Annotated in this window: 21 protein-coding genes and 4 pseudogenes; 16 read left to right on the top strand and 9 right to left on the bottom strand. The window is 74.8% G+C overall.

The window, feature by feature from the left end; genetic code table 11:
• Window positions 1-351: 351 nt before the first annotated feature.
• Window positions 352-675: an SH3 domain-containing protein gene (locus tag ACFWU6_RS31205; RefSeq protein WP_383802089.1), complete on the bottom strand. Its 324-nt coding sequence runs from the start codon at window positions 673-675 to the stop codon at window positions 352-354.
• Window positions 676-879: 204 nt separating this feature from the next.
• On the opposite strand from ACFWU6_RS31205, the gene ACFWU6_RS31200 reads away from it, so the two are divergent.
• Together ACFWU6_RS31200 and ACFWU6_RS31195 are read left to right on the top strand one after the other, a co-directional pair.
• The gene (locus tag ACFWU6_RS31200; RefSeq protein WP_383802092.1) at window positions 880-1,380 is read left to right on the top strand and encodes a hypothetical protein; all 501 of its coding nucleotides are present in this window, start codon (window positions 880-882) and stop codon (window positions 1,378-1,380) included.
• Window positions 1,381-1,527: 147 nt separating this feature from the next.
• Window positions 1,528-2,211 (top strand): DUF4230 domain-containing protein, encoded by a 684-nt coding sequence (locus ACFWU6_RS31195; protein ID WP_383984543.1) that lies wholly within the window; start codon window positions 1,528-1,530, stop codon window positions 2,209-2,211.
• On the opposite strand, the gene ACFWU6_RS31190 is transcribed toward ACFWU6_RS31195, so the two are convergent.
• A complete protein-coding gene (locus ACFWU6_RS31190; RefSeq protein WP_383984540.1) occupies window positions 2,202-3,716 on the bottom strand; it encodes a class I adenylate-forming enzyme family protein in 1,515 nt (504 codons plus the stop codon). The genes ACFWU6_RS31195 and ACFWU6_RS31190 overlap by 10 nt on opposite strands.
• Window positions 3,717-3,888: 172 nt before the next feature.
• Between ACFWU6_RS31190 and ACFWU6_RS31185 the strand changes: the two genes are divergently transcribed.
• Together ACFWU6_RS31185 and ACFWU6_RS31180 are read left to right on the top strand one after the other, a co-directional pair.
• Window positions 3,889-4,299, top strand: coding sequence for a rodlin (locus tag ACFWU6_RS31185; RefSeq protein WP_383802130.1), 411 nt, complete (start codon window positions 3,889-3,891; stop codon window positions 4,297-4,299).
• Window positions 4,300-4,577: 278 nt separating this feature from the next.
• Window positions 4,578-4,847, top strand: a complete 270-nt coding sequence (locus tag ACFWU6_RS31180; protein ID WP_383984537.1) for a hypothetical protein — start codon at window positions 4,578-4,580, stop codon at window positions 4,845-4,847.
• A gap of 224 nt (window positions 4,848-5,071) precedes the next feature.
• On the opposite strand, the gene ACFWU6_RS31175 is transcribed toward ACFWU6_RS31180, so the two are convergent.
• Window positions 5,072-5,899 carry a class I SAM-dependent methyltransferase gene (locus ACFWU6_RS31175; RefSeq protein WP_383802104.1) on the bottom strand — a complete coding sequence of 276 codons (828 nt, stop codon included), beginning with the start codon at window positions 5,897-5,899 and terminating at the stop codon, window positions 5,072-5,074.
• A 124-nt stretch (window positions 5,900-6,023) separates the two neighbouring features.
• On the opposite strand from ACFWU6_RS31175, the pseudogene ACFWU6_RS31170 reads away from it, so the two are divergent.
• Together ACFWU6_RS31170 and ACFWU6_RS31165 are read left to right on the top strand one after the other, a co-directional pair.
• Window positions 6,024-6,515 (top strand): annotated as a pseudogene (locus ACFWU6_RS31170) (ATP-binding cassette domain-containing protein); the annotation flags it as partial.
• Between the two features lie 294 nt (window positions 6,516-6,809).
• Complete coding sequence (locus tag ACFWU6_RS31165) at window positions 6,810-7,919, top strand: SDR family oxidoreductase (protein WP_383984534.1); 1,110 nt, start codon at window positions 6,810-6,812, stop codon at window positions 7,917-7,919.
• 209 nt (window positions 7,920-8,128) lie between these two features.
• Here the strand turns inward: ACFWU6_RS31165 and ACFWU6_RS31160 are convergent, their stop codons facing one another.
• The gene (locus ACFWU6_RS31160) at window positions 8,129-8,383 is read right to left on the bottom strand and encodes an antitoxin MazE7 (protein WP_383984531.1); all 255 of its coding nucleotides are present in this window, start codon (window positions 8,381-8,383) and stop codon (window positions 8,129-8,131) included.
• Between the two features lie 85 nt (window positions 8,384-8,468).
• On the opposite strand from ACFWU6_RS31160, the pseudogene ACFWU6_RS31155 reads away from it, so the two are divergent.
• A pseudogene (locus tag ACFWU6_RS31155) lies at window positions 8,469-8,621 on the top strand (GNAT family N-acetyltransferase); the annotation flags it as partial.
• A gap of 27 nt (window positions 8,622-8,648) precedes the next feature.
• Here ACFWU6_RS31155 and ACFWU6_RS31150 read toward each other — a convergent pair.
• A pseudogene (locus tag ACFWU6_RS31150) lies at window positions 8,649-9,568 on the bottom strand (endonuclease/exonuclease/phosphatase family protein); the annotation flags it as partial.
• Window positions 9,569-9,898: 330 nt separating this feature from the next.
• Here ACFWU6_RS31150 and ACFWU6_RS31145 point away from each other — a divergent pair.
• The gene (locus ACFWU6_RS31145; protein ID WP_383984528.1) at window positions 9,899-11,305 is read left to right on the top strand and encodes an Ig-like domain-containing protein; all 1,407 of its coding nucleotides are present in this window, start codon (window positions 9,899-9,901) and stop codon (window positions 11,303-11,305) included.
• 133 nt (window positions 11,306-11,438) lie between these two features.
• Here the strand turns inward: ACFWU6_RS31145 and ACFWU6_RS31140 are convergent, their stop codons facing one another.
• Window positions 11,439-12,059: an L-threonylcarbamoyladenylate synthase gene (locus ACFWU6_RS31140; protein WP_383984525.1), complete on the bottom strand. Its 621-nt coding sequence runs from the start codon at window positions 12,057-12,059 to the stop codon at window positions 11,439-11,441.
• 198 nt (window positions 12,060-12,257) lie between these two features.
• Here ACFWU6_RS31140 and ACFWU6_RS31135 point away from each other — a divergent pair, with 198 nt between their 5' ends.
• Complete coding sequence (locus ACFWU6_RS31135) at window positions 12,258-12,497, top strand: chaplin (protein WP_383802121.1); 240 nt, start codon at window positions 12,258-12,260, stop codon at window positions 12,495-12,497.
• 86 nt (window positions 12,498-12,583) lie between these two features.
• Here ACFWU6_RS31135 and ACFWU6_RS31130 read toward each other — a convergent pair whose 3' ends face one another.
• Entirely contained in the window at window positions 12,584-13,951 is a 1,368-nt protein-coding gene (locus ACFWU6_RS31130) for an NAD(P)/FAD-dependent oxidoreductase (RefSeq protein ID WP_383802859.1), read from the bottom strand.
• Window positions 13,952-14,182: 231 nt separating this feature from the next.
• Between ACFWU6_RS31130 and ACFWU6_RS31125 the strand changes: the two genes are divergently transcribed.
• The 6 genes and pseudogenes from ACFWU6_RS31125 to ACFWU6_RS31100 form a co-directional block, all read left to right on the top strand.
• A complete protein-coding gene (locus ACFWU6_RS31125; RefSeq protein WP_383984521.1) occupies window positions 14,183-14,914 on the top strand; it encodes an SOS response-associated peptidase in 732 nt (243 codons plus the stop codon).
• Between the two features lie 85 nt (window positions 14,915-14,999).
• Window positions 15,000-16,394 carry an NADP-dependent succinic semialdehyde dehydrogenase gene (locus ACFWU6_RS31120; protein WP_383802855.1) on the top strand — a complete coding sequence of 465 codons (1,395 nt, stop codon included), beginning with the start codon at window positions 15,000-15,002 and terminating at the stop codon, window positions 16,392-16,394.
• Between the two features lie 126 nt (window positions 16,395-16,520).
• Entirely contained in the window at window positions 16,521-17,402 is an 882-nt protein-coding gene (locus tag ACFWU6_RS31115; RefSeq protein ID WP_383984518.1) for a RimK family alpha-L-glutamate ligase, read from the top strand.
• 347 nt (window positions 17,403-17,749) lie between these two features.
• The gene (locus ACFWU6_RS31110) at window positions 17,750-19,129 is read left to right on the top strand and encodes an MFS transporter (protein WP_383984515.1); all 1,380 of its coding nucleotides are present in this window, start codon (window positions 17,750-17,752) and stop codon (window positions 19,127-19,129) included.
• A complete protein-coding gene (locus tag ACFWU6_RS31105; RefSeq protein ID WP_383984512.1) occupies window positions 19,126-20,307 on the top strand; it encodes an anhydro-N-acetylmuramic acid kinase in 1,182 nt (393 codons plus the stop codon). The genes ACFWU6_RS31110 and ACFWU6_RS31105 overlap by 4 nt, the downstream gene beginning before the upstream one ends.
• Window positions 20,308-20,493: 186 nt before the next feature.
• Window positions 20,494-20,846 (top strand): annotated as a pseudogene (locus ACFWU6_RS31100) (SDR family NAD(P)-dependent oxidoreductase); the annotation flags it as partial.
• 148 nt (window positions 20,847-20,994) lie between these two features.
• On the opposite strand, the gene ACFWU6_RS31095 reads toward ACFWU6_RS31100, so the two are convergent.
• Both ACFWU6_RS31095 and ACFWU6_RS31090 read right to left on the bottom strand, forming a co-directional pair.
• A complete protein-coding gene (locus ACFWU6_RS31095; protein WP_383984509.1) occupies window positions 20,995-21,663 on the bottom strand; it encodes a ScbR family autoregulator-binding transcription factor in 669 nt (222 codons plus the stop codon).
• Between the two features lie 306 nt (window positions 21,664-21,969).
• Window positions 21,970-22,326, bottom strand: coding sequence for an ArsR/SmtB family transcription factor (locus ACFWU6_RS31090; RefSeq protein WP_383984506.1), 357 nt, complete (start codon window positions 22,324-22,326; stop codon window positions 21,970-21,972).
• A gap of 47 nt (window positions 22,327-22,373) precedes the next feature.
• On the opposite strand from ACFWU6_RS31090, the gene ACFWU6_RS31085 reads away from it, so the two are divergent.
• A partial coding sequence (locus ACFWU6_RS31085; protein ID WP_383984503.1) for an FAD-dependent oxidoreductase occupies window positions 22,374-22,792 on the top strand: 419 nt, incomplete at its 3' end.

The raw sequence follows: 22,792 nt of genomic DNA, 5'->3' as shown, positions 1-22,792 counted from the left end.
CAGGCCCCGCACCGGACGGACGGGGACCATCCAGAGCATCGGCACGCCGTCGTACGCCGACAAGCGCGGACCGGGAGATCTAACGTTCCGTTAAGGATGGGGGGCCCTGCCCGCGCGGGCCGGACACGGGGCAGGGCCCGGCCGGAGGGGGGGGGTATCCGGCCGAGCCCTGGTCTGGGAGGTGAGGGGCCGCGCGTTCGGCGCCGGCGTCCCCTCTCCGTGTACGCCATCCTCGCGCTCCGCGGCGCGGGGCGCCAGCCCGGTTGCGCCGATAGGGGAGCGGGGCCGCGACGCCGGGCCGCGGTCAGCGGGCGGGCCACCGCCCCGTACCGGCGCCGCCGGACCGCGCGGTCAGCACCAGGGCACGTTGGTGTAGTTGTGGACGTAGCGGGCCGACACCCAGCCCGGCCGGCCGTGCAGCCGGTACCAGACGTTGTTGCCCTCGACCCAGTTGGCCTGGACCTGGCAGGCCAGGCGGACCTTCTGCCGCGGGGCGAGGGTGCCGACCACGCGGGAGGCGGTGGTCGCGTTCGCGCGCACCTTCAGGCCGACGGAGCTGACGACCAGGCCGTCGGCGTACGCGTACGCGTTCGCCGCGAGCGCGCTCCCGGCGAAGAGGACGGCAGACGCAGCGGCCGCCGTGCCTGCCACGGCGAACTTCCTGAACATGCGCATCTTCGGCTTCCCATCTCTACGGCTGTCCGGGGACGCGCAGGCGGTGCGGCCCCGCGACCGACCCTGCGCCGCCGTCCGCCGCGCGGCCGTCCGGCGCACCGCACGGTCCCCCGGACGGAGGATGCCCCGTACCGGCCGCCGGGGCGGGTTCCTCCGCTTCCGGATCCGGCCGGCTGCCGCGGCCGGGCTGTGCATACTGCTGGGATGAAGTCCCCGATCGCCACGCGCATCCATCTGATGATCACCGGCGTACTGGTCACGAGCGCGGTGGCCGGGGGAGCGTGCCTCGGGCTCCTCCTGGGCGGCCGGCTGATGGCCGCGGCCGTCGCGGTCGCGGCCGGTCTCGGCGCGGGGGCGGGGGCCTTCCTGGCCCGCCGCCAGGTCTTCGCCCTCTTCCGGCCCGAGCGGGCGGCGGCTCCGGTGGACGGCTACGCGGAAGGACTCGCCGACGCGGTCCTCGTCGGCATCGCGAACTACCGGGCAGCGGTCTTCCCCCTCGTCTCCGGAGGGGTGACCGAGGAGGAGCGCAGCGCGCGCCGCACCCTCGCCTACCGCATCTCCGCGTACGAGGGCCTGCCGCACCCGGTCCAGGTGTCCGCGGCGGCAGCGCTGGAAGCCATCGACCACGGCCTGGACGCCGACCGGGCGGAGTCCGCGATGAAAGCCCTGTGCATCACGGTCTACGACAGCCGGGGCGCCCGGTGACACCGGGCGGTGAGCGGACCCACGGGGCGGGGGCGGACCGGGGGCCGGACGGAAGCACAGCCGATCCCCCGGCCGAGGCCCGCGAAGGCGCGGGCGAAGGCGGGCCGTCTCGGGGATGGCCGGGCCCGGACGGGGCATCCGGAGGGTATGCAGAGATCCGCTGAACTACCGGAGGAAGCACGGAAGTCGGGAAAGTCTGGCTCCCGTCGTCCGGTGTGGTTCGCGGCCGGGCTGCTCGCCCTGGCCGCGCTGCTCGTCGTCGTCACCGGCCCCCTCGGCCTGCTGCCGGGACTCGGCGGCCTCTTCGGCGAGAAGACCCGGGACCGCACCGGCCCCGCCGTGCTCCAGGCGGTCCAGGACATGAGCCGCTACGAGGGCGCGGCCGGCAACTACCAGGTCGTCGTGGACCTGGAGAAGGACGCGAGGCTGCTGCCCGACGCCGTCCGGGGTACCCGCACCCTGTACGTGGGCGCCGGCACGGTCAGCGCGTACGTGGACCTCGGAGGGCTCGACGAGCGGAGCGTGACCGTCAGCGAGGACCGCACCCGGGCCGAGCTCCGTCTGCCGCACGCCGCCCTCGGCGACCCGGCCATCGACCCCGACCGGTCCTACGCGGTGTCGAAGGAGCGCGGTCTGCTGGACCGCCTCGGCGACTTCTTCTCCGCCAACCCGTCCGGCGAACAGGCCGTCCAGAAGCTGGCGGTCCAGCACATCGCCGAGGCCGCCCGCGACAGCGGCCTCACCCAGCGGGCGGAGAAGAACACCGCCGCCATGCTCGAAGGGCTGCTGCGCTCCCTCGGCTTCAGCCAGGTCAGCGTGGTCTACGCCTGACGCTCCGGGGAAGCCGGCGGAGCGCCGAGCCGCAGCCGTTCCCGCAGCCGGTGCCTGTCCGGCTTCCCCCGCGCGGTCAGCGGGATGTCCCGTTCCCAGAACACCGCCGTGGGCCGGTGCGCCGGAGCCAGCGCCTGCTCCACCAGGTCACAGGCCTCCGCCGCCGTCCCCGGGCCCGGAGGCCGTCCCGCGGCCGGGACGAGGAAGGCGCACACCTCCTCGCCCGTGCGGTCGCTGTGGCGGCCCACGACCACGGCCCGCGCCACCCCCGGATGCCGGGTCAGCGCCGCCTCCACCGGCAGGCAGTAGACGTTGTCGCCGTCGACCATCACCACGTCCTTGACCCGGTCGTCGAGGTAGAGGTAGCCGTCGCCGCCGAAGTGCCCCAGGTCCCCGGTCCGCAACCACCCCTCGCGCACCACCTCATCGGTCAGCGCGGGCTGCCCCCAGTACCCGGCCATCACCGCCGCCGACCGGGTCCACACCTCTCCGGTGCACCCCTCGGGGACCTCCGCGCCGTCGCCGTCCCGTACCCGGACCTCCACCCCCGGGACGGGCCGTCCGACGGAGGCCAGCAGCTCCGGGCGGCCTGCCACCGCCGCGTCGTGGTCCGCGGGGGTCAGCCTGCAGATCACCGCCGCCTCGTTCATGCCGTAGCCCTGCTGCCACCGGCATCCCCAGCGGGTCACCGCCTCCCGCAGCCGCTCGGGGTGGATCGGCGAGTCCCCGTAGGACACGGTCTCCAGACCGGGCACGCCGCCGGCGGTCGCCGGATCGTCGAGCAGCCGGTACACCATGGAGGTCGTCAGGTACGTCGAGACCCGGCCCAGCCGCCGGCAGGCGGCGGCGAACTCCCGCGGCGCGAACGGTTCGAGGACCTCCACGCGGCCACCCGCCCGCAACTGCTCCAGGCACCGCCCGCCGGCCCGCTGCGCCAGCGAGGTGACCGAGAGGTGGACCGGCTCCGCCCAGCCCGCCGGGCGTACGGAGCTCCGCGCGGCCATCGCGCCGAAGGTGGAGGCGACGCCCTTGGGGCGCCCCGTCGTGCCGCTCGTGTAGGTCACCCGGGCGACGTCCTCCTCGCGGGCCCGTACGGGCATCGGCGCGGCCGGCCGCCGGGCGGCCCGCCGGACCAGCTCGTCCAGGCCGATCCGGGGCGCCCCGGTCTCCGGCACCGGCACGTCGTGCACCACCAGGTCGGGCCGGCAGTCCCGCAGGACGAAGTCCAGCCCGTACGACGCCGGTCCGGTGACCACCTGCGTCAGCCGGGCCCCGAGCACATGGGCGGCGATCCGGACCGTCAACAGCTCGGGCCGGTTCCGCCCCGCCACGCAGGCCAGCCCGGACCCCCGCCCGACCCCCGCCTCCGCGAGGGCCCCCGCGAGCCGGTGGACCCCGTCCAGCACCTGGGAGAACCGTGCGACGTCGGGGCCGACACCGAGTGCGGGCCGCTCCGCGTACCGCTCGAAGGCCTCCACCAGTTCCGTCACGTACCGTGCGGCCACCTCTGCCCACCTGCCTCTCAGCGTCCGGCGGCCGACGCTACCGGCCGGCCCGGAGGGCCGTCGCCCCGGGGCGGCGAGACGGCTGTTCGGGTGAAGCGGCGCAACCTCCCGGGGCGCGGCACGTTGATCAAGGCGTTCACCACCCTGCACTCGTGCCACAGAGAGACTTATGATGATCAAGAAGATGCTGGCCACCGCTGCCGCCACCGCGTCGATCCTCGGGGCGGGCGCCGCCGTCGCGGCCCCGGCCATGGCCATCGGCAACGACAACGGGGTCAACACCGTCAACGGCAACGGTGCCCAGCAGATCTACGGCAACCAGGCGACCCGCGGCGACCTCAGCCCGCAGCTCGGCCTGGTCCAGGGCACGCTGAACAAGCCCTGCATCGGCCTGCCGGCCAAGCTGAACCTCCAGTCCCTGATCGCCCTGGTCAACGTCGGTGTCCAGGACATCAACGTCCTGTCGAACCCGCAGAACCAGCAGTGCACCGAGAACTCCACCCAGGCCAAGGGCGACGAGCCGCTCTCCCACATCCTGGAGAACATCCCGGTCCTCTCGGGCAACCTCTCCGCCGGCAGCTGACGCAGTCCCCTTCGCGAGCCGGGGCCTCCGACGCCCGCGCGAGTGCCCACGGGGCCCCGGCTTGTTCCACCCGGACCCAGGGTCCGACCCCCCGCAGGCGTGGACCGGCCGCGAGGCCGCCACGGCGGGCACCGACGCGTACACCACAGAGCCTCCCGCCCCACGGGGCGGGGGGCTCTGCCGCGTGTGCGGAGCGCCGGTCTGTGGCCGGGGCGGACGACGCGGCCGGGGCACGGCGGTCCTTGCCTGCCCGCCGGAGGCATGTCTAGCGTCTGGCCATGACCACTCAGCCGCAGCGCTTCGAGATCCTGCTGGTACCCGGGCACATCGAGAACCTGCGGGGCGCCGACCCCGCGGACAAAGCCCTGAGGGTGGCCGTGGTCGAGGCGACGGGCGAGACGGGCGCCTCGGGCTACCCGCGCTACCGCGGCCAGGGCCTGGAGGCCGACATCGACCCCGAAACGCGCACGGTGGAGGCGCTGCTCGTCGACGGCTCGGAGCTCGGCTACGGGTTGACCGCCATGATCGCGCCCGAGCACGGGTCCTGAGGTCCGCGCCGTGGTCGCCGCCTCGCCCGCCAGGGTGCGGGCGGCCCGGGAGAGGGGCGGCGCCGACGCGGTAGAGGACACCACGGGCTCCGGTGCCGCCGCTCCGGCGGGCAGGGCCACCGCGGCCGCCGTCCTGCGCAGCAGGCCCGCACAGGAACGCGGTTCGGCGGGATCGAGCGCGGCGCGCGCCTGCTCGTACGGCCGGTGCGCGCAGCGGCGCGGGCTCAGTTCCGGTGGGCGGTGAGCAGCAGGTACTCCCACTCCATCGCGCCGTCCGCCAGATGGTCGCGGGCGAGTGCGTCCAGGGCCTCGTCCAGCGCGGCGGTCCGGTCGGGATCACCCTCGACGTTGCGGTACACGGCGATCGTCGGTCCGTAGCATGCCTTGAAGAACTCCCGGAACTGCGCCGGCTCGGCGAAGCGGTCCACGCGAACCGTCCGGCGCCGCGCGACGACGTCGCGGACCCGGTCGCCGAGCAGTTCGTGGACGTGCTCCTCGTCGCCCCACAACGGGGGCGGCTGCGCCCCCGGCGGTGGCGGCGGCGCGAAGGGCTTCATCGCGGCGAACATCCGGCCGACGAATCCCTCCGGAGTCCAGTTGGCGAGCCCCACGGTGCCACCGCTGCGGCAGACCCGGAGCAGTTCGTCGGCGGCCACCCGGTGGTGCGGGGCGAACATCACGCCGACGCACGACATCACGGTGTCGAACTCGCCGTCCGCGAAGGGCAGGGCCTCCGCGTCGGCCTCCCGCCACTCCAGCTCGACCCCGCGTACGGCGGCCAGGTGCCGCCCGACCTCCAGCAGCTCGGGAGTGAGGTCGGAGGCCACCACGTGGGCCCCGGCCAAGGCGGCCGCGATGGCGGCGTTGCCCGAGCCCGCCGCGACGTCCAGCACCCGGTCGCCGCGCCCTATCCGGCACTCGTCGACGAGTACGGAGCCCAGCTCCGGGATGACGCGCGAGGCGACGGCCGGATAGTCGCCGAGCGCCCACATGGCGCGGTGCTTCTCCTTCAGGGTGCGGTCCGCCCGGACCGCTTCGCTCGCCTCGGTCATGACAGCCGCCCTCCGGGGATCGGATCAGACCCTCCTCCGAGCATAGGCCGCTCCCCGCGACGGCACCTGTCCCACTATGAGAAATGAAAACGATTTCGGATAGCGTTGGTCTGGGTTCGGTCCCCTCGACGGTGCGCCGCTCCCGCCCGGAATCCGGTCCCGCAGCCGCACCCGACTGGCAGCCGTCCAGTACGTGTTCCAGGGAGCGAGGGCCGCCTTCGACGAACGCCGACCCGTCCTCCACCAGATCGCGCGGACGGCGGTCCGGCTGCGTGGCGCGGACCGGGCGGACGCGCACGCACAAGCCCTGCGCACCGCGGGGGAACCGGGGCTCCGCGCGACCACGGTGCGACGGAAGCCAGGGGAGCTGTCCGGCGGCGAACTCCAGCGGGCCGCGCTGGCGCGGGCCCTGCCGGCCCGGCCGCGGGTCCTGGTCTGCGACGAGATCACCTCGGGTCTCGACCCCGCGGCCCGACGGGTCGTCCTCGAACCGCTCGCCGGGCTCCGCGAACGCAGTGGACTGGCCCTGGTGTTCATCACACACGACCTCGCCGCGGCGGCCGCGCCGGCAGCCCGTACCGCCGTCATGGACGCGGGGCGCCTGGCTGTCCGGTGACCGACGGCGCAATGCGCTCACTCCAAAGGGTTGTTCATGTGATGACTTCCGCGACCCGGGCGTAAATGGGTCGTTGGGGTGTCAGACGTGATCAAGACGGGACCGTTCGACCAGGCGGCCGCAGCCTCCTCGGGGACTCGACCGGACGAAACGACACCTCCCACGGGAGTACGACAGGAGGTGCCGCGAAGTGCCGGAGCCGGAGCCGGAGCGGTGTCGCACCGCACCCGTCGCAGCCGCCGCGGACGCCGCGCCCGCCACGTACCGACCGCACCCCGTCGAAAGGGACCACCCATGACCTTGCCCCCTGCCCGCACGCGCCCCGCACCGCGCCCGACCCTCCTGCTCACGGGCGGTGCCGGGGTGCTGGGCCGCGCACTCGTCGACGAACTGGCCGCGGACCACGACCTCGTCTGCCTGCGGCGCCGGAACCCGATCGGCGACCCCCGGGTCCGCGAGATCGCCGGGGACCTCCTCGCCCCCGGCCTCGGCCTCGCCCCGGCCGAGCGCGAGGAACTGGCCGCCCGCGTCGACATCGTGCTGCACTGCGCCGCCGAGACCGACTGGCGCAAGTCACCGGGGGAGATCAGGCGTACGAACGTGTCGGGCACCAGGCACGTGCTCGACCTCGCCGAACGGGCCGGAGCCCCCTTCCACTACGTCAGCACCGCCTACGCCGCGGGCGAACTGCATCCGCGGGACCGCGAGCGCTTCCCCGGCGCCGCCGCCTACCTGGAGTCCAAGCGGGCGGCCGAACAGGCGGTGCGCGAGGCCGCGGTGCCCGGCGTCGTCCTGCGCCCCTCGGTGGTCATGGGCGACTCGCGGACCGGCCGGACCGCAGGGAACGGGGGCTTCACCGCGCTGCTGGGCTCGCTCGTCCTCGGACGGCTCCCGGTGCTCCCCGGCGCGGCGGACACCCGCATCGACCTCGTCCCGCAGGACTACGTCGCCCGCGCCGCGGCCGACCTCATCCGCGGCGCAGTGACCGAAGGCGAGTACTGGCTCACCGCCGGACCGCAGGCGCCGACGGTACGCGAGGCCGTCGAGCTCTGCCTGGACTTCGCCGCGGACCAGGGCCTGGTCCGACCGCCCTCACCCCGGCTGATCCCGGCGGAGGCCGCGCACCGGCTGCTGCTCCCGCTGACGCGCGGCCGCTCCCACCACCGCACCGAGCTCCTGCTGGCCTTCCAGCACGAACCGGCCTTCACCACCTCGCTCGGCGGCCCCCACTGCGGCCCCGCGCTCACCCGTGACGGGATTCGCGCCGCCCTCGTACGCACCCTGCTGACCTGGGCCGAGAGCCGCTCCCGCCTGCTGGACGCCCGCCGCGCGCCCGTCCCGGGCCCGTCGTGCGCCGCGCTGTCCGCGCAGGACGGCCGCACGGCCCGACTCGGCGGACGCTGACCGCCGCTCCGGCGCGCGACCGGGAGGGTTCCCGGCGCACAGGCCCGACGTGTCCGCGGGCCGCCCGCCCGATCCTCGGACGTCGAGCCGGCCGCCGGCGGGCAACGACCCCGGAGGGTTCCATGCGGAGGCCGACCGGGAACAGGGCGGGGGAACAGGGGCGGAGGCAGGCGGCCGGCCTGACCGAGCACGGCCAGCCTGACCGGGCACTACGAGAACGCCCCCCGGGCCGCCCGTCCGCCCGTCCGCCCGGGGCCGAAGTCGAGCGCGAAGGCCTCGCGGAAACCGGGCCGCCCCACCGCCCGCTCGAAGGCGTGCGTGGCCCGCGCCAGTCCGGCCTCCCGCTCCTCGGCGGCGGCCAGCTCGGCGAGGTAGGCCGGCAGGCCCAGCCCGCGCGCCGCGGCGAGGACGGCGAGCCGGTCGTGGACATCGGTGTCGAGCTCGACCGCGGTGGTGTCAGCCATCCTCCGAGTATGCCGTGCCCGCTGCCCGCCGCGGGAGCGGTTCGCCGCCCCCGCGGCGAGCGGCACGGGGCCCGATCCCGCAGGCACGTTCGCCGAAATCCCCTGGAACGCCCCGTACTACGCACGCTGCGGGTTCCGGACGCCGGCCGAGGACGAGCTCACCCCCGGCCTGCGGCAGATCCGCCGGCAGGAGGCGGCGCACGGCATGGACCGGTGGCCCCGCGTCTGCATGCGCCGTGCGCTCCGACACCGACGGGGAGTCGAACCGGATCCGGGCGGCCACCGGAAGGTGGTCGCTGCCCGTGGCCGGCAGGGTCCGGATGTCGGAGACGGTCGCCGACCGGGCCAAGACCTGGTCGATCCGGGAGACCGGGAAGGCAGCCGGCCAGCTGAAGGCGAGACCGCGGCGCGGCGGTCCCGTCCGCGAGGTCACCGGGGCCAGACCGCGGTCGTCCACCGTGCCGTTCAGGTCGCCGAGCAGCACCACCGTGTCCAGCGGCTCGGCGCCGACGGCCGCCCCCAGCAGACGGGCGCTCTCGTCCCGGGGGCCCGAGCCGAAGCCGTGCGGCCCGAGGCGGACCGAGGGCAGGTGGGCCACGTACACGGCGATCTCACCGTGCGGAGTGCGTACGGCGGACCGCAGCCCCCGGTTCCAGCCCTCCCCGATGCCGTGCGGTCTGATGTCGAGCCGCCGCACGCCCGCCAGCGGGTACGTCGACCAGAGCCCCACGGTGCCCTCGACCGCGTGGTGCGGGTACCGCGCCGCCAGGGCGGACGCGTAGAGCGGCAGCGCGGCGGGCGTCAGCTCCTCCAGGGCGATCAACTGCGGCGCCGCCCGGATCAGGGCACGCGCGGTGCCCGCCGGGTCGGTGTTCTCGTCGCTGACGTTGTGCTGGACCACCACCAGGTCGGGCGCCTCCCGTTCCACCGGAAGCAGCAGCCCGCCGAAGTGGTACGCCCACACGGCCGCAGGCAGCAGCAGGGCCACGGCCGCGGTCGCCGAACGCCGCCACAGGGCGGGAGCGGACAGCGCCACGACGACCGCAGGCTTCCCAGACGGCCCGCGCCGTCGGGCACGGCGGAGTGGAAGGCGAGCAGCGCCGCCGTCAGCACCGCGAGTGCGGCGAGTATGCGCCCGCCCGCCCAGGACCACCCCCCTCCCTGTGCGCCCCGCCCTCCCCGCACGCCCCCGCCCCCGTCCGTTCGTAGCGTTCATGCGTTCATGCGTTCATGTGCTCTGCACGTCGTGGACGACGCACCGGACGGCGGTCGGGTTCCCGGACCGGTCCGGTCCGGCCCGTCGGCGGGGGCCTCGTGTGCTCCGTCCGAGTCATCTTCGGGTCCCCGTTCGGCCGCAAGGCCGCGTTCATGATCATCATTTTGGCTCCCGATCGTTTTGATGCTCCCATCCGGCCGTGCGAGATCTGGGAGGGCTGCGTGGCTATGTCACGAACGCGACGAACACAGCGGAACCGAAGGCAGGGGCGGACCCCCTTCGCCCCGGCCTGGGGCGCCGTGGCCGCGGCCACGGGGGCCATGCTGCTCGTCGCCGCGGCACCGGGACGGGCGCCCGGGGCCGACACCGGCGCCCGGGCGTCCGCCGCCCCCCGGCCCGGCGCGGCGGTGACCCTGCTGGTCGGCAGGGCGCTGGACGACGGGCGCCGCGACGCCGACCGCTGGTGCGCCGTGCACACCTTCCGGCCGGCCCTGTGCACCCGATGGCGGGAGCAGCGGGTCCTGGCCACCGCGGCCGGAGTGGCGTCCGTTCTGCGCACGCCCGCCCTGGCGGACGCCGAGCGCGCGGCCCGGAGCGATGCCCTTCCCACCGACGCGGGCGCACCGCTGGAGATCGGCCTCGCAGACCCGGGCCGCCTCACCGACGTGACCGTGCGCGACGGCCACGGCAGGCACCTGGCGGGCGAGCTGACCCACGAAGGCCGCCGCTGGCTGAACGCCGAGCCGCTGCGGGCGGGGGAGGCCTACACCCTCCAGGTCGGCGCCCAGGACGCGGCAGGCGCACCGGTCGGGGCGACCCTGCACTTCCGCACCGCTCCGCCCGCCGCGGGGAGCCGGCTCACGGTCGCCTTCGGGCCCCGCCCAGGAACCTACGGTGCGGGGACGATCGTGACGGCGGCCCTCAGCCACCCCGTCCCCGCCGGAGACCCCCTGGCGCGCGCCCGGCTGGAACAGGCGCTCCAGGTGACCTCGGAACCCCGGGTCGAGGGGGCCTGGCACTGGGTCGACGACTCCACCCTGCACTTCCGCCCGCGCACGTACTGGCCGGCCCACACGGTGGTCCGCGTCCGCAGCGGGCTCGACGGCGTCCAGGTGGGGGAGGGCGAGTACGGCGGCCCCTCCGCCGGACTGCAGTTCACCATCGGGGACCGGATCGAGGCCGTCACCGACGCCGCCGCCCACGAGATGACCGTGCGCCGCAACGGACGGGTCCTCCGGACGATCCCGGTCACCACGGGCAAGGAGGGCTTCCGCACCCGCAGCGGCGTCAAGGTCGTACTGCGCAAGGAGCACAAGGTCCGGATGCGCGGGGACTCCATCGGCATCAAACGCGGCACCAAGGAGTTCTACGACCTCCCCGTCTTCTACGCGACCCGCGTGACGTGGAGCGGGGAGTACGTCCACGCCGCGCCGTGGTCGGTCGAGGCACAGGGCGAGGAGAACGTCAGCCACGGCTGTACGGGCATGAGCACCGAGGACGCCGCCTGGTTCTTCGGGACGGTCCGCGAAGGGGACATCGTCGAGGTGGTCAACAGCGGCGGCGAGAAGATGGCCCCCTTCGACAACGGCTTCGGGGACTGGAACGTGGACTGGCGCACCTGGCTGGCCGGCAGCGCCCTGGCCGCCGTGGACGCCCGCCCGCAGGAGGACCGGCTCTCGCCGGCCCGCCTGCACCCGACCACCTGACCCGGGCCCGGGGGTCGGACCCGCCCCGGAGGGGGTGCTTCCGGACGAGGGGCCCCGGGCGGGCGGCCGCGGGGCCGCCGGTCCGGCGCCACCCGCCGGTCCGGGGCCGCCTCCGGGGCGCCGTCCGGCGTGCCTACTCGAAGCGGGACGTGTCGCCGGCGCCGCGGCGCACGATCTCGGCCTCGCCGCCCGAGAAGTCGATGACCGTGGTCGGCTGGGTGCCGCACTCACCGGAGTCGACCACCGCGTCGACCTGGTGGTCGAGCCGTTCCTTGATCTCCCAGCCCTGCGTCAGGGGCTCGTCCTCGTCGGGCAGCAGCAGCGTGCTGGAGAGCAGCGGCTCCCCCAGTTCGGCGAGCAGCGCCTGCGTCACGACGTGGTCGGGGATCCGGACGCCGACCGTCTTCTTCTTCGGGTGCAGCAGCTGACGCGGCACCTCCCTCGTCGCCGGGAGGATGAAGGTGTACTTTCCGGGCGTGGCCGCCTTGATCGCGCGGAACACGTCGTTGTCGAAGTTCACGAACTGGCCGAGCTGCGCGAAGTTCTCGCACACCAGGGTGAAGTGGTGACGGTCGTCGAGGTTGCGGATCGAGCGGATCCGGGAGATGCCGTCGCGGTTGCCGATCTGGCAGCCCAACGCGTAACAGGAGTCCGTCGGGTACGCGACGAGCGCGCCGGAGCGGATGAGGTCGGCAACGCCGCCGATGGTGCGCTGCTGGGGGTTGTCGGGGTGAACGTCGAAGTACTTCGCCATCCGCCGAGCCTACGGGACCCGGTACGCACCCCGGCACGGCGCCTGCCGCCGAACAGAGGAGCCCGCCGTCTCCGTTCGGGGGAACCGGCCCGCCGGGGCGGGCCAACGGGGACCGGACTGCCGAAATGAAGGGTGTCGGCCCCTGCCGGGGCCGGGCGGTGCCACGGCTCCGCTACGGCAGTTGCGAGGAGATGTCACGTGTCGCGTGTTTGGAAGAGTGCGGGTCTTGCCCTGGCAGTCGGCCTGGTCGTTCTGGGCGGGGCTTCCACGGCCTCGGCCGACGCGGTCGCCGACGGGATCGCCGTGGGCTCGCCGGGCGTGCTGTCGGGCAACGTGGTCCAGATCCCGGTCCACATCCCGATCAACCTCTGCGGGAACAGCGTCAACCTGGTCGGCGCCCTGAACCCGGCGGCCGGCAACGTCTGCGTCAACACCTGAGTCAACACCTGAGTCCGGACCGGCACCCGGATCCACCCGTGCCACCCCGGCCCGGCGCTGCCCGCGGCAGCGCCGGGCCGGGCGGCTCACCCCGCGGACGCCCGCAGGGCCGCCGTGTGGGCGCGTACCTCGGCGGGCGTCAGGTAGGCGTCCGTGAACTCGAACTCCCGCAGGCTCGGCGGCCTCGCCCGCTGGAAGCCGGTACGGACGAAGTCGTCCCCGGCCACCGCGTTCAGCATCCAGTTCGTCAGCACCCTGGTCTTGGCGACGTTCGTCCGCAGCGCCGACCAGTGGTACCCGCGGGCCACGGCCTGCGCCGGAAGGCCCCGCAGCGGGATGCCCAGGGGCTTGGACACCGCGTCGGTGCCGCCGAGGTCCACCACCAGACCCAGGTCCCGGTGGGAGTACGGCCGCAGCGGCTGCCCGCGCAACGTCGCGATCAGGTTCTCCGCGACCGTGCGCCCCTGCCGCAGCGCGTGCTGGGCCGTCGGCGGGCAGATGGCACCGTCCTTGCCGGCCGCGAGGTCGGGCACGGCCGCCGCGTCGCCCAGCGCGAACACCCCCGGCGCACCGGGCACGCCCAGCTCCGGCGTCACCACCAGGCGGCCGCGCTCGGTCTCCGCGTCCAGAGTGGCCACCAGCGGGCTCGCGGCCACTCCGGCCGTCCAGATCAGGGTCCGGCTCCGCAGCACCCGTCCGTCCGTCAGGGTCACCTCCTCCGGGCCCGCCTTGGCGACGCTCACACCCAGGGACACCTCGATGCCGCGCCGGCTCAGGATGTCCAGGGCGGCCTTCCCGAGGGAGTCGCCGAGCTCGGGCATGAGCCGGGGCGCCAGGTCCAGGAGGTGCCAGCTGATCTGCCGGGGGTCCAGCCGCGGGTACCGCTTCACCGCGTGGTGGGTCAGCCGCTGCAGGCAGGCCGCCGTCTCGGTCCCGGCGTAACCGCCGCCGACGACGACGAAGCAGAGCCGGGCGGCCCGCTCCGCGTCGTCCTGGCTGGCATCGGCCAGGTCCAGCTGGGCGATCACGTGGTCCCGCAGGTAGGCGGCCTCGGCCAGGGTCTTCATGCCCCGCGCGTGCTCGGTCAGCCCCGGGATGTCGAACGTACGGGTGATGCTGCCGGGAGCCAGCACCAGGTGGTCGTACGCCCGCTCGGTCACCTCACCGGTGATCGTGCGGATGACGCAGACCTTCGCCGCGGGATCCACGCCGATCGCGCCACCGGGCACGATCCGGGTCCGGTGCCGGCGGCTGCGCCGCAGCGAGACGGCGATCGACTGCGGGGTCAGCACCCCCGACGCCACCTGCGGCAGCAGCGGCAGGTACAGCTGGTAGGAGGTCGGCGTGACCAGGGAGATGTCCGCCTCCTCCGGTGAGAGCCGGCGCTCCAGCCTGCGGACGCACTCCACTCCGGCGAAGCCGGCGCCCACCACGAGAATCCTGGGTCGTGCCACGGTGTCCGTCCTCTCTCGGGCGGCCCGGTGATCGGGCCTGACCGGTCACCCGCGCCCCTGCCCCGTCCGCGGCGCTCTGCACACGAAAACCCGAACGGCCGCGTATACAAGCCGAACCTCCCCGCCGCCGCGCCGGATCTTCCCCGTCCCCGCACCGGAACCTCCCCAACCCGCCCCGGATCTTCCCCGTTCCCGCGGCTCGGGGCCCCGCCAGGTGGGACAGTGGAGGACATGTGCGGCCGATACGCCTCCACCCGCGGTCCCGGGGACCTCGCCGACCTGTTCTCGGTCACCCGCCGGGACCCCGCCGAGACCCTCGCCCCCAGCTGGAACGTCGCCCCGACCGACCCGGTATGGGCGGTCCTGGAGCGCCCCGACCGGGAGACCGGCGCCGTGGAGCGCGGCCTGCGCCCGCTGCGCTGGGGACTGGTCCCCTCCTGGGCCAAGCGCCCCGACACCGGCGCCAAGATGATCAACGCACGCGCGGAGACCGTCCACGAGAAGCCCGCCTACCGCCGCGCCTTCGCCAAGCGCCGCTGCCTGCTGCCCGCGGACGGCTTCTACGAGTGGGAGGCCGTCCCGGCCACCGGGACGGCCAAGGCCTACAAGCAGCCGTACTTCATCAGCCCCGAGGACGCCTCGGTGCTCGCCATGGCCGGACTGTACGAGTTCTGGCGCGACCACGAGGTCGCGGACGACGACGACCCGGCGGCCTGGCTGGCCACCTGCACCATCATCACGACCGAGGCCGTGGACGCGGCGGGCCGCGCCCACCCCCGCATGCCGCTGGCCATCGCACCCGCCGACTACGACGCCTGGCTCGACCCCACCCACCAGGACCCCGACGAGCTCCGCGCCCTCCTCGGCACCCCGGCAGGAGGCCGGCTGAACGCGCGCGCCGTCTCCACCGCCGTCAACAACGTCCGCAACGACGGCCCCGAGCTCCTCCACGACGCCTCCTGACCGGCCGACCCGCACTCGCGTTGCGGCCCGGCCGCGCGCGGGGGAGGGTCGACAGGCGAGCCCGCCCCCAGGGAGGAACCGAGCCATGCCCATCGCCACCGTGAACCCGGCCACCGGAAAGATCCTGCGGACCTTCCCGGCACAGACCCCCGACGAGGTCGAGCAGTGCCTCGCCGAGGCCGCCGCGGCGTTCGCGACCTACCGCACCACCGGCTTCACCGAACGCTCCGCGCTCCTGCTCCGGGCCGCCGACCTCCTGGAGGAGGACAACGAGGAGATCGCGCGGACCATGACCACGGAGATGGGCAAACCGCTCGCCGCGGCCCGCGCGGAAGCCGCCAAGTGCGTCAAGGCCATGCGCTGGTACGCCGCCCACGCCGAAGCGCTGCTCGCCGACGAACACCCCACCGAGCCCGACGTCCACGACTCCGGAGCCGCCTCGGTACGGGTCCGGTACCGGCCGCTCGGCGTGGTCCTCGCCGTCATGCCGTGGAACTTCCCCCTCTGGCAGGTCGTCCGCTTCGCCGCGCCCGCCCTCATGGCCGGCAACACCGGACTCCTCAAACATGCCTCGAACGTCCCCCGGACGGCCCTCTACCTCGGGGACCTCTTCCACCGGGCAGGCTTCCCCCGCGGCTGCTTCCAGACGCTCCTCATCGGCTCCGACGGCGTCGAGAAGGTGCTGCGCGACCCCAGGGTCGCCGCCGCCACCCTGACGGGCAGCGAGCCCGCCGGCCGCGCCGTCGCCTCCGTCGCCGGCGACGAGGTCAAGAAGACCGTTCTGGAGCTCGGCGGCAGCGACCCCTTCGTCGTCCTTCCCTCCGCGGACGTCGCCCGCGCCGCCAGGACCGCCGTCACCGCACGCGTGCAGAACAACGGCCAGTCCTGCATCGCCGCCAAACGCTTCATCGTCCACACCGACGTCTACGAGGAGTTCGCCGACGCCTTCACCGCCGGCATGGCCGCGCTCACCGTCGGAGACCCGATGGACGAGGCCACCGACGTCGGCCCCCTCGCCACCGAAAAGGGCCGCGCCGACCTCGAGGAACTCGTCGACGACGCGGTCCGCCACGGAGCCGCCGTCCTGTGCGGCGGCCGACGGCCCCGGGACCGCGAGGCGGGCTGGTTCTACGAGCCCACGGTCCTCGCCGACGTCACCGCGGCCATGCGCATCGACCAGGAGGAGACCTTCGGCCCCGTCGCCACGCTCTACCGCGTCGCCGGCCTGGAAGAGGCGATCGAGCGCGCCAACCACACCCCCTTCGGCCTGAGTTCCAATGTGTGGACCCGCGACGAGCGGGACGTCGACGCCTGCGTACGCGACCTGCAGGCCGGCGGCGTCTTCGTCAACGGCATGACCGCTTCCCACCCGGCGCTGCCCTTCGGCGGCGTCAAGCGCTCGGGATACGGGCGCGAGCTGTCGGGGCACGGCATCCGGGAGTTCTGCAACATCACCACCCTCTGGCGGGCGGGCGACTGACCACACCTCCCGACGTGCACCGCGGCCCCTTGGCGGATGCCCGGCAGGGGGTTCGGGCCCCGCGCCCCCTCTTCGTATGATCGGACACGCGCCGGGGGCCGCCCGCGCACGACGACGGAGGAAGCCATGGGTGCCGCCAGGGTCGCGGTCGTGACGAGTGACGCCGGTTTCGAGCACGACGCGGACCTCCCGCTGATCGTCGAGGCACTGCGCGCCGACGGGCTGGCGGCGGAGGCCGTCGCCTGGGACGCCGGACACACCGCCTGGGACCGCTTCGACCTGGCGGTCATCCGGTCGACCTGGGACTACGCGCGACGGCTCGGTGAGTTCCTCGCCTGGGCCGACGCGACGGCCGGGGCGACCCGCCTGTGGAACCCGGCATCCCTGGTGCACTGGAACAGCGACAAGCGCTACCTCGCCGACCTCGCGGGGCGCGGGGTGCCCGTCGTGCCGACCCGCTTCGTCGAACCGGGCGAACCGTGCGCGCAGGCCGACTTCGACCGGCCCGGGGGAGTCGTGGTCAAGCCCGCGGTCTCCGCCGGCGCCCGCGACACCGCCCGCTACGAGCCCGGCCGGCACGCGGACGCCGCGCGCCACGCCCGGATGCTGCTGGACCAGGGCCGCACCGTGATGGTCCAGCCGTATCTGCACCGGGTACAGGAGGGCGAGCGGGCCCTCGTGTTCTTCGCCGGCGCCTACAGCCACGCGATCCGCAAGGGCCCCCTGCTCACCGAGGCGGGGGTGATCGACAACGCCCGGGTGGCCCACCCGGGCGTCACCGCGCACCGGCCCACCGACGCGGAGCTCCGTACGGCGCGGAGCGCCCTGGGGGCGGTTCCCCTACCCGACGTCCCCCTGTTCGCCCGGGTCGACCTGGCACTGGACGACGCCGGTGAGCCCGTGCTGATGGAGCTGGAACTGATCGAGCCGAACCTGTTCCTACGGGACGAGCTGCGCGGCCTGCAGCGCTTCGCGGAGGCCGTCGCCAAGGCCGCGGCGCCCCACTGAGGCCCCCGCCGGCCCCACCCTCGACCGCGACCCGCAGTCCCCTCCGGCCGCCGCCCGGCGCGCGTACGGGAACGGCCCGCCGAACGGGATGCCCCCTGCGCGCCGACGGGACCGGCCCGCCGGCCCGGAGGCCCCCTGCAGGCGGCGGGGACCTCGCCGCAGAAGCCCGCCGCCCGCCACCCCCCCGGCCCCGATCCCGCGGCCCGACGCGCCACGGGCGGCACGCCACGGCGTGCCCGCGCCCACCGCGGCCGGACGGGCCGCGCGGTGGCGCCGGGCCGGGGCCGATCTGCTGAACCCGTGCGCCACCCGGCATCGCGGCCGCGCGGAGCGGGCACCCAGCACGGGTGACCCCTCTCGTACTGCGCCCCGCGCCGCCGGCCGCCACCCACCCGCGCCGCGCGCTGCTCGCAGGGTCGGTCGGCAACTTCGTCGAGTGGTACGAGTTCGGCGTCTACGGCTGCTTCGCCACGGTCATCGCCGCCCACTTCTTCACCCCGCCGGCCGGTGCCGGCGCAGGCGGTGCGGGACCGCTGGTCACCACGTACGCGTCCTTCGCCCTGGCCTTCTTCTTCCGCCCCGCCGGAGCCCTGTTGTTCGGCCGCATCGCCGACCGGGCCGGCCGCAAACCCGCCCTCGTCCTCGCCATCGCCCTGATGACCCTCGCCACCACCCTGATCGGCCTCCTCCCGACCCAGGCGACGGCCGGCGCGGCCGCCCCCTGGCTGCTGACGCTGCTGCGCGTCCTGCAAGGCCTTTCCGCCGGAGGGGAGTTCGGCGGCGCCGTCGCCCTGATGACGGAAGCCGCGCCGCCCGGCCGGCGCGGGCGGCACGGCGCCTGGCAGTCCTTCACCGTCGCGCTCGGGCTGCTCGCCGGCGCAGGTACGGCCGCCCTGCTGGCCTCGGTGCTCTCTCCGGCGGCCCTGAACGACTGGGGGTGGCGCGTCCCGTTCCTCCTGGCCCTCCCGCTCGGCCTGGCCGCCCTCTGGCTGCGCACCGGACTGACGGAACCGCCCGGACCACCGCTGCCCGCCACCCCGCTGCCCGCCGCCCCGCTGCCCGCCGGCCGACCCCCCGCCGACCCGATCACCGGCAGCCCGCCGGCCGTCCACCCGCCCCCCGTTCCGGCGGTGGGCGACACCGTCCGCGCCGTCACCCTCGGCGTCGGGCGCGTCATGGGGTGGTCCGCGGCCGGCTACACCTTCCTCGTCGTCCTGCCCTCCTACCTCCAGGCCACGCTCGGCGCGTCGTTCCAGGAGGCCCTGATCGCCACCGCCCTCGCCAACCTCGGCTTCGCCGCCTCGATCCTCCCCGCCGGAGCGCTCAGCGACCGCATCGGCAGGCGCCCTGTGATGCTCGCGGGAGCCCTCGCCGTCGCCCTGCTCGCCTTCCCGCTGCTCCACCTGCTCCAGGACCCCGACGCCGCCGTCACGGCCAAGCTCGCCGCCCTTGCCTGCGCGGGTGCGAGCGTGGGCCTGCTCGCCGGCCCCGGGCCCGCCATGCTCGCCGAGATGTTCCCCGCCGCGGTCCGCTGCACCGGGCTCGGGCTCGCGTACGCCGGGGCCAACGCGGTGTTCGCCGGCTGCGCCGGCCTCGTCATCACCGCCCTGACCCGCCTCACCGGTGACCCCGACATCCCCGCCTACTACGCCGCAGGAGCCTGCGCCCTCAGCGCGCTGGCCCTGGCGAGCCTGCGCGGCGACGACCACCGCAGGCCCCTGCGATGAGGGTGGTCGGCCTGATGTCGGGCACCTCCCACGACGCCGTCGACGCCGCCGCCGCCGACCTCACCCTCCACGACGAGGGGTCCGTCCTGCGCCTGGCGCCCCACGGCATGGTCAGCGCCCCCTACGAACCCGCCCTGCGCCGCGCGCTCGCCGCGGCCCTGCCGCCCTCGCCCACCAGCATGGCCGACGTATGCCGCCTCGACACCGGGATCGGACAGGCCTTCGCCGCGGTGGCCGTCCGCGCCGACCGCGAATTGTGCGGCGGAAGAGCGGAGTTGATCGCCTCGCACGGCCAGACCGTCTACCACTGGGTCTCCGGAGGCCGGGTCCACGGCACCCTGCAGCTCGGCGCGCCCGCCTGGATCGCCGAAGCCACCGGCTGCCCCGTCGTCTCCGACTTCCGCCCCCGCGACGTCGCCGCCGGCGGACAGGGAGCCCCGCTGGTCAGCCTGATCGACACCATGCTGCTGCGCGGACGGCCCGGCGCACCCGCCGCCCTGAACATCGGCGGCATCGCCAACCTCACAGCCCTGCCCGCGACGGGAACGCCCGTGGCCTTCGACACCGGCCCCGGCAACGCCCTGCTGGACGCCGCCGTACGCGAAACCACCTCCGGCCGGGCCGGCTACGACGAGGACGGCGCCCTCGCGGCCCGCGGCCGGGTCCACACCCCGCTCCTGCGCAGGCTGCTCGCCGAACCGTACTATCGCCTGCCCCCGCCCAAGACCACCGGCAAGGAACTCTTCCACGCCGAATACCTGCGCACCGCCCTCGAAGGATTCGGCACGCTCGCACCCCCCGACCTCCTCGCCACGCTCACCCGCCTCACCGCCCGCACCGTCGCCGACGCACTGCGCCCGCTCGGCGCCACCGAGGTCATCGCCTCCGGCGGCGGAACCCGCAACCCCGTCCTGATGGCGATGCTCCGGCAGGAACTGGCCGCCGGAACCGCCCTGTTGACCTCCGGCGCGCTGGGCCTGCCGGCCGCGGAGAAAGAGGCGTACGCCTTCGCCGTCCTCGGCTTCCTCACCCTGCACGGGCTGCCGGGGAACGCCCCCGAGTGCACCGGCGCCGACGGGCCGCGCGTGCTCGGCTCCCTCACCCCGGGCCGGCGCCCCCTGCGCCTGCCGCCGAATCCCGCGCGGACCCCCGTCGCGCTCGTTGTCCGCCCGGGGTGACGACGGACTACGCCCCGGCCCGCGGCTTTGTCGTCGGCCCGCGGCCTTGTCGTCATGCGACACCTCCGCCGGACAGCTCGCCGTACCCGCCGAGGAGGACCAGGACGCTGATAGCGATGGCCGCGCCGACGTGGGCGCTCGGCAGGCGCCGCTGGGATACGGGCCCGTCATAGGATGCGGGGGATCATGCCCGTGGGGCGTGGCGCGAGCGGACGGAGGCCTCCCGTGCACCAGCAGCCCGTCACCGTCGTCACCGGCGGCAGCCGCGGCATCGGCGCCGCGATCTGCGCTCGCCTCGCGGCCGACGGCCACGACGTCGTACTCGGCTACCACTCCGACGCCCGGGCCGCCGAGGACGTCGCCCGGACCGTCCGGGACTCGGGCCGCCGCTGCACCGCGGTCCGCGTGGACACCGCCGACGAAGCCGAGGTCGACCGCCTCTTCGAGGCCGCCGCGGCCTGGGCCCGGTGACCGGCCTCGTCAACAACGCGGGCGTCAGCGGCCCCAACGGCCCCCTCGCCGAAGCCGATGCGGCCGGCCCGAGCGGGCCCGTGGAGCGGCGGGCCCCGGCCGCCCCGTCGGGATGACGCTCGTTCCCGGGGGAGTGGGTCAGGGCGGCCTCGTCACGTTCTGGTGAGCACCCCCGTGGTTCGCCGTGACGTGGGCGAGGCCGCCCTGGATCTGTGGTCAGCCGATCGCGGCCGGACGGGGGGCGGGGAGGGCGAGGCCGCTCCGGCAGTCGGATGAGCCCGCCGGGTCGTGGAGCGGGATGCGTGGGGCGGGCGTGATGGCGGACAGGAGGTAGCTCCACAAGTCCGTGACGCGGGTGTGGAGGTCCTCGCGCCCCGTGCGGACGTGCGAGGTGACCTGGATGCCGGTGAACGAGCCGACGATGAAGGTGGCGAGGTCGTGGACGTCGAGCGCCGGGTGCACGTCGCCGGCGGCCTGGGCCGGACCCAGGCAGCTCCGGCAGGTGTCGATCCAGGTGTTGTACGAGAAAGGGTCGGGATCGGTGAAGGAACCGAACTCGATGACCAGGCGGACGCCGGCGCGGACGCGGACGCTCGTGCGCAGGGCGTGTGCCATCCGGTGGGTCAGGTCGATCACGGTCTGCAGGCCGCGGTCCTCGGGGGCGGAGAGCCCCTCGGCGACCTGGAACTGTTCCTCCATCAGGGTACGGGCGAGGGCTTCCTTGGACGGGAAGTGGAAGTAGAGGGCGCCTTTGGTGACACCGGCGTGCCTGACGACGTCGCTGAGGCTGGTGCCCTCGAAACCGCAGCGGTCGAACGCTGCGGCGGCGCCGTCCAGAATGGCCTGACGGGTGTTCTCGGCTCGTTCCTGCCTGGCCCTGGCCACGTGTCGTCTCCCGTTGACGGCTGCTCGTCCGGAGCCAATGTAGTGGGACCGAGCCGGAGAAAACCAGTCAACCAGTTTGTTTTCGTGGAGGCTTGCGACCGGTTCGGCCGGTTGTCGGCGGTATGGCGGGACCCGGTGTGTCGCGCGGTCCGGCGTCGGCCCGGGAAGAGCACGGCTCCACCCACGAGCCGGAGGGCCGACTCCCCGGACCTTACGTACGAACGGCGAGGACGAGCCGGTCTCGGTCGACTCCACGAGGGCGGCCAGGAGCCGGCCCGCGATGCCGCGGCCGCGTGATGGTGATGCTCAGGCTGCGGCCGCGCGGGTCAGGAGCTGTCCCATCGCGGCGAGCACCGCGGGCTCGACCCGGTAGTAGACCCAGGTGCCACGCCGCTCGGAGGAGAGCAGCCCGGCCTCGCGCAGCTTCTTGAGGTGGTGGGAGACGGTGGGCTGGGAGACGCCGACGTCGGAAATGTCGCAGACGCACGCCTCGCCGCCCTCGTGAGAGGCGACTGCGGAGAGCAGCCGCAGGCGCACCGGGTCGCCGAGGGCCTTGAACATGAGGGCTGTCCGCTCGGCCTCCTCGGCCGTGAACGGGCGCTCCGTCAGGGGCGGGCAGCACGGTGCGGCGGCCTCGGACTCCAGCAGGGGAGCAGGTGGCATGCTGGCAACGCAAGCCATCGACGGATGTCGAAACAGAGGAGCCGGCCGTGAACGCGCCTGCCACCACCGCCGACCTGCCCACCGTGGTCATCGGCGCCGGACCCGTCGGCCTGGCCGCCGCCGCCCACCTCACCGCCCGCGGCCTCACCCCGCTGGTCCTCGAAGCCGGCCCCCGCGCGGGCACCGCCACCCGCGACTGGGCCCACGTACGCCTCTTCTCCACCTGGTCCGAGGTGGTCGACCCGGCGGCCGAGAAGCTCCTCGCCCCCACCGGCTGGACCGCGCCCGACGGTGCCACCTACCCCTCCGGCGGCGACTGGGCCGAGCTGTACCTCCAGCCCCTCGCCGACGTCCTTGGCGCCAAGGTCCGAGATCGGGTCTTCCGACCCGACCCCGGCCCACACCGGGCAGCGGATGCGCGCCGCCTCGCCCGGTCGGCCCGTGGTGGTTGCGTTGACCGTCCCGA

The sequence above is a fragment of the Streptomyces sp. NPDC058674 genome, assembly GCF_042716505.1.
In the GTDB taxonomy this organism is placed as follows: Bacteria; Actinomycetota; Actinomycetes; order Streptomycetales; family Streptomycetaceae; genus Streptomyces.
Note: the sequence above shows the minus strand (reverse complement) of the source record. Positions and strands in the feature narration are given on the sequence as shown.